This window comes from Methanobrevibacter sp. (assembly GCF_045577275.1).
GTDB lineage: Archaea > Methanobacteriota > Methanobacteria > Methanobacteriales > Methanobacteriaceae > Methanobrevibacter.
In genome coordinates, this window is sequence record NZ_JAZNIB010000188.1 from 1 (window position 1) to 6,200 (window position 6,200).

At 32.0% G+C, this 6,200-nt stretch carries 5 protein-coding genes; 1 reads left to right on the plus strand and 4 read right to left on the minus strand.

All coding sequences use genetic code 11. The features are described from left to right. The first annotated feature begins 226 nt into the window (after positions 1–226). The gene (locus ACKI67_RS05635; protein ID WP_407462456.1) at positions 227–880 is read left to right on the plus strand and encodes a DUF447 domain-containing protein; all 654 of its coding nucleotides are present in this window, start codon (positions 227–229) and stop codon (positions 878–880) included. A 60-nt stretch (positions 881–940) separates the two neighbouring features. On the opposite strand, the gene ade is transcribed toward ACKI67_RS05635, so the two are convergent. The 4 genes from ade to ACKI67_RS05655 all read right to left on the minus strand — a co-directional run bounded on the left by ade (position 941) and on the right by ACKI67_RS05655 (position 6,128). Next, the gene (gene ade, locus ACKI67_RS05640) at positions 941–2,818 is read right to left on the minus strand and encodes an adenine deaminase (protein WP_407462457.1); all 1,878 of its coding nucleotides are present in this window, start codon (positions 2,816–2,818) and stop codon (positions 941–943) included. Between the two features lie 349 nt (positions 2,819–3,167). Next, positions 3,168–4,388 carry a TIGR00300 family protein gene (locus tag ACKI67_RS05645; protein WP_407462458.1) on the minus strand — a complete coding sequence of 407 codons (1,221 nt, stop codon included), beginning with the start codon at positions 4,386–4,388 and terminating at the stop codon, positions 3,168–3,170. Between the two features lie 176 nt (positions 4,389–4,564). Further along, positions 4,565–5,506 (minus strand): agmatinase, encoded by a 942-nt coding sequence (gene speB, locus ACKI67_RS05650; protein ID WP_407462460.1) that lies wholly within the window; start codon positions 5,504–5,506, stop codon positions 4,565–4,567. A gap of 214 nt (positions 5,507–5,720) precedes the next feature. Continuing rightward, positions 5,721–6,128, minus strand: a complete 408-nt coding sequence (locus tag ACKI67_RS05655) for a translation initiation factor IF-5A (protein WP_407462461.1) — start codon at positions 6,126–6,128, stop codon at positions 5,721–5,723. Positions 6,129–6,200 lie beyond the last annotated feature (72 nt).

Genomic DNA, 6,200 nt, shown 5'->3' on the forward strand with positions numbered 1-6,200 from the left:
ATTAATTAATCTCAATTATTATTAATTAATCTCATTAACTAATATATTAGATATATTTTTATTATTTATAATATAAAAAGTTTTTATAATTATAAAAAGAAAAAGAAGAAGAAAAACGAAAAAATAAAAAATCAAGCAAAATTATAAAATAAATAAATAATAAACATCATATCAGATTAAGAAAATAAATTAAAAAAATAATCCATAGTTGGTTTTGAGGGAAAAAATGGAAATCGATTTAACAGAAATAGGCATGTTCAAAGGCCAGCAATACGAAGCGATCATCACTACAACAGATAAGGAAGGCCGTAGCAATGCAGCTCCTTTTGGAGTTAGAGTGCTGGAAAAGGATGAACTCTTTTTAAGGATTTTTGAAGGTGGAAATACAATAAAAAACATTAAGGAAAAGGAAGAGTTTATTGTAAACATCACAAGCAGCCCGCTTATGTTTACTCTTGCCACTACAAACACAATTCCTGATGAATATTTAAGCAGAATCCCTGAAACTAATGAAAATGGCGAAATGACTTATATTACTGATGCTGATGCCTACTTAATATGCAAAGTGAAAAGCTTGAAAAACAGTTTTAGAGAAAATGATCCAATCAAGGATACTGGAGTGAATTTCATAAAAGCAGAAGTGCGTGAAATAAACATTAAAAACAAATGCGCCAAACCAATCAACAGAGGAATTCACGCTTTAATTGAAGCTTTGGTAAACTATTCAAGAATAAACATTGTGGATGAGAAAACAAAAGAATACTTCCTTGAAAGATTCTTGGAATCTGAAAGAATAATAAAAAGAGTAGGAAATGATGAGGAAAAGGAATCCATAAAAATCCTAAAAGAGGATTTAATAGGTCAAGGATTTGACCTTTAAACTATTTTAACTAAATTGGAAACATTTACCCTTTACTTTCCCAAAAGAATTTTTGAATAATTAAACTAAATATTGTTTTATCAAATAGGATAATTCAAAACTTTCAAAGTCGAATACTCCCTTATCACTTATTTTAAAGCTTGGAATTACAAGCAATGCCATAAATGACAAAGTCATGAATGGAGATGTCAAACTACATCCTAACTTATGGGACAATTCAATCAAATGACTTAATTTGGACCCCACATAATCAACATCCTTATTAGACATCAAGCCTGCAATTGGCAATTCAAGAATCTCTTCGATTCCATCTTCAGCAGATACAACAGCAAGTCCTCCTTCCTTTTCCCTAATCAGATTGACTGCTTTTGCCATATCTTCTGAATTTGTACCAACAACTACAATATTGTGGGAATCATGTGCAACAGAAGAAGCGAATGCTCCTCTTTTAAGATGGAATCCTTTGATAAAACCATTTGCCAAATTATTTCCACCATATCTGTTTACAACAGCTATTTTAATGATGTCCTTATTCAAATCAGGCTGAATGACCTTATTCTTTATCAAAAGAGTCTCTTCTGATTTTCCTGTAATCAAATCACCATCATAAGCTTCAATAACAAAGACATTGGTGGTTTCATCCATCAAGGAACTTACATAATCCATTTCCATTATTACATCAAAGTCTTTAGGACTAACTTCATCCAAATCAAAGGTGTTCTTTAGAATAGGTGGCTCTACATCAAACAAAACTTCGCCGTCTTCAAAGACAGGCTCACCATGAACCCAAACCTTGCTGACATTCAAGTTTCTTAAATCATCAACCAAAACAAAATTAGCAACTTTACCTGTTTCTATAGCACCAGAATTCAAACCGTAGTGCTCTGCAGGATTTAAAGTCACCATCTTAATAGCTTCTTTTGGATTGACCTTTAATGAGATGGCTTTTTTAATCAAATTATCCAAATGACCTTTAGACAAGTCTCTTGCATTGATATCATCACAAACCAAGAAGTCAAATGGTGGAACTGCTAATGCTTCATCCATATTGCCTATTTCAATATTTCCAGCCATTTCCTCTTCAATCAAGTAGTTCAATCTCTTGTCAACGTCCAATAATCTGTCCATATCCTTAGCAGAGGAACCTTCACGAACCATAATGTTCATACCTAATTTTTGCTTTTCAATAGCTTCTTCAAAGGTACTGCATTCATGGTCTGTACTGATTCCATATGAAGCATATTTCACAAGATTTTCACCAGCTACAAGTGGAGCATGACCATCTATAGGCTTGTTTAGCCTGTTAGCGGCATCCAGCTTTTTAAGAACCTCTTCATCTTCAGCAATAACACCTGGGAAATTCATCATTTCTCCAAGGGCAACCACTTCATCACGTTTCAATAGCTCTTCAATATCAGAACTGGTCAATACTGCACCGGAAGTTTCAAATGGGGTTGCAGGAACACATGATGGAGCTGCATAATAGAAATCAAATGGGGCTTTCTTTCCATCATTTATCATAAAGTCAATACCTTCTATTCCAAGAACATTTGCTATTTCATGAGGGTCTGCAACAACTGAAGTGGTTCCATGAGGAATAACCGCCTTTGCAAAGTTAGCAGGAGTGATTTTTGAACTTTCAATATGAATATGGGAATCGATGAAACCTGGTATCAAGACACCTTCATAATCCAAATCAAGGGAACTGTCATCATCAGTTATGATTGGGATAACATCCTTAAAATAGCCATCTTCAACAACCACAACTGCAGGATAGACTTCACCTAATTCCACTTCCAATATTTTTGCAGTGATAACAAGATCCCCTTCAGGCTCTTCTGCATCTTCAATGATTATATCGCTTATCTCAATATCATCAAGACCTTCTGCAGTGATTATAATCTCATTGCCATCAACATTAATAATCTTTTCATCCATTTTAAACACCAAAGAAAAGTAAGTTAGTTTTCACTTTTAACTCAAATATAACTCATTAATTAAATTTTAAAATTATATAATTTTTAACTATTAAATTAAATAATTAAAAATAATTTTTACCTAAATAAAAATCTATAAAAACTTAATAAAAAAAGTTTCTAAAAAAACTTAATGAAATTAACTATATGATGAGATTTTTAAAAAAAATGAGGATGGAAACTAATAAAAAAACAGTTAAAAATTGATAAGAAAATAATGCAGAAAATAGTAAAAAAAATATCAAAATATAGTAAAAAATACAAAAATAGTTAATTAATAAAAAAAGAAAAAAGAAAAAATAAATAAAAATTTATTCTTCCTGTAATGCATCGTATAAGACTGGTAAGAATGCTCCTACATCAGTTACAATACCTACAACTTGTGCACTACCTCTATCTGCAAGTTTAGTAACGGTAGATGGGTTGATATCTACACAAATACTTTTAACTCTTGAAGGCAATAAGTTACCAGTTGCAATGGAGTGTAACATTGTTGAAATCATTATTACCATGTCAACTTCTTGAGCATATTTACGCATTAGTTTTTGAGACTCTACAGTGTCTGTAATTACATCAGGAAGTGGACCATCATCACGAATGGAACCTGCTAATACAAATGGAACATCATTTTTAATACATTCATACATGATTCCGCTCTTTAAGGTTCCGTCCTCTACAGCTTCTCTGATTGAACCTGACCTGTTGATTCTATTGATTGCTCTCATATGGTGAGTATGACCATGAGCAACAACTTCACCAGTCTTTACATTTACACCAAGGGAAGTTCCGAATTGGTCACATTCAATATCGTGAGTAGCTAAAGCGTTACCTGCAAAAATAACATCAATGATTCCATCCTTTACAAGTTGTGCAACGATTCCTGCAGAACCTGTATGTACAATAGCTGGACCTCCGACAAGCGCAATCTTTCCGCCTTTTGCCTTGACATTCTTAATCTCAGTTGCAACATCATTGATGATGCTCATCATAGGCTTTTCAGAAGAAACTTCACTGTTCATGAATTCAAATACACCTTGCTTGCCTCTTGATCTTTGAGGTGGTGTGATTTTAACTCCTTCCCTACCAACTACAATCAAGTCTCCTTTCTTAATGTCTGCAATTGGTTTGCATCTAGCAGTCTTGTTTTCTTCATCTATAACGATTAAACAGTCCATTTCAATTTCGTCTACAAGAATCCATTCTTCTTTATAATAAATGTGAGTTACATGATGGCTTGTTGAGTAAAAACCTTCTGGAGCTACTTGATCTTTTGGAGAAGGCACTAAATTGACCTCTTCAATTTCAGATATTGAAACCCCAATAAAGTTAAGTTCATCAAGAATAGAATTTAAAATATCGGGAGATTCTGCTGAAACCATTATTTTAGCTTTACTAGTATCAGATTTGCGTTTTCCTATATCAAACTCTAGTATATCAAAGTCTCCACCCTTATCCATAATAATATCCATGGTTTTAGGAAGAGTTAAAGAATCAATGATATGACCAGACAATTCTATTTCTCTTTTATACATTAAAAATCTCCTAATTTTTTATAATTTTGTAAAAATGATTTAAATTTATATTTTATAGTAAATAATAAATTATAATTAAGATATGTGTTTAAGTAATATTTATATTATTTGTTGAAAAACAACAAACAAATTAAAAGTAAAAAAATAATAATTGAAATTGAAAAATAAACACTTTTCTAAGCAAATAAAGTCAAGAAGTCATAGATTATTTTAGCTGCAAGAACAGCAGTAATATCACCTAATTTATCACTTGCAACCTCTACAAGGTCAAAGCCTATGACATCAATATTCTCATTATTTGCCAATGCTTCAAAAATATTTTCAACATCAATCGGGTGCAATCCATTTGGAGTCGGGTTTCCAACAGACGGGGCAAATGCAGGGTCGATTGCATCCATATCAATGGAAATGTAAACCTTTCCTTCAATTGAATCCAACTTTTCCAAAAGGGCATCAAAATCATCGAAAAGGTCCTTAGCCAAAAAGCTGCAGATATTCTTTTGTTCTTCAACAAATTCCTTTTCTTCTATGGAAAATGATCTGATTCCTATTTGAATCAATTCCTTAGGATTTAAATCATGAACCCTTCTCATGATTGTTGCATGGGAATCCTTTTCTCCAATATAAGTGTCGATGATGTCTCTGTGAGCATCTAAATGGATGATTGTGATATCAGACAAGTCATTGCTTTCCTCCTTAGCACACAATGCCTTAACAGAGCCAATGCTTACACTATGCTCTCCACCTATGAGGATTGGCTTGATATTGGAACCTATCAACTCAGCTACAGCATCTTCAAGAGAATCGCAGGTTTTACTGCAGTTTCCATGAACTACATTCAAGTCTCCACAGTCATAGAATTCTCCATCCAAAAGCTTTTCAAAGGTTGAATTATACTGTTCAAAACCAAATGATGCTTCTCTTATGATTGTTGGACCATACCTTGAACCATGATGATAAGAACAAGTGCTGTCAAAGGGAACTCCAATGATTCCCCATTTTTTAGACTTAACAAAAAGAGCAGAATCCTTAGATTGACTTTCATTATCCAATTCATATAGATCAATTGATTCTGCTGAAAAAGCAAATTTTCCTGGTTCAAAAGTATTAAAAAGCATTTATATCACTATTTCATTTTGTTTAATTTTAAATTAATTGCATATTCAATTAATTATTTGATTAATTAATCTTTCAGTTAATCAAGTAATTAATTAAAAATAGAAATAATAAAAAATAAAAAAAGTTGATTTGATTTTAGATTTGATTTGATTTGAAAAAAGATTGAAAACGGATTTTTGATAAAATCCGCAAAAAGTGTAAAAAACTAAAAAATTATACTTTTTTAGTTCTCATGATTTTCATATTGCCTAAAGCAATGATATATTCTACACCTAAATCAGTACCTACAGCACCTCTGATTTCATCTTCAAATTCAGCAGGTATAGGTAATTCAAAGGTTTCGAAAGTTTCTAAGTCCATGATTTGAACTTGGTCACCCATAACAGCTAAAATTTGACCGATTCTTTTGTCAAGAATAGGTACTTCAACTTTAGTGTCTACAGGTTTTACTAAACTTCTTTTTTGACCATCAAAAATACCAACAGCTTCTAATCTTGCTTTTGCAGCTCCATGCTTACCAGGAGATGAAGTGGTTAAGCTAGTTACTTTAGAAGCTTCTCCATCTAATACAATATATTTTCCGACTTTTACGGTTTTAAGTTCTACAACTTTGGTTGACATTAAAATAACCTCACAATAATAATTAAAATAAATTTAATTGAATTTATTTATTTAATTTCATTTTTTGAAATT

What these genes read in the sequence shown, in the direction of transcription:
- ACKI67_RS05655 (WP_407462461.1), bottom strand. Translation starts at nt 6,128, where the DNA reads ATGTCAACCAAAGTTGTAGAACTTAAAACCGTAAAAGTCGGAAAATAT.
- ACKI67_RS05635 (WP_407462456.1), top strand. Translation starts at nt 227, where the DNA reads ATGGAAATCGATTTAACAGAAATAGGCATGTTCAAAGGCCAGCAATAC.
- speB (WP_407462460.1), bottom strand. Translation starts at nt 5,506, where the DNA reads ATGCTTTTTAATACTTTTGAACCAGGAAAATTTGCTTTTTCAGCAGAA.
- ade (WP_407462457.1), bottom strand. Translation starts at nt 2,818, where the DNA reads ATGGATGAAAAGATTATTAATGTTGATGGCAATGAGATTATAATCACT.
- ACKI67_RS05645 (WP_407462458.1), bottom strand. Translation starts at nt 4,388, where the DNA reads ATGTATAAAAGAGAAATAGAATTGTCTGGTCATATCATTGATTCTTTA.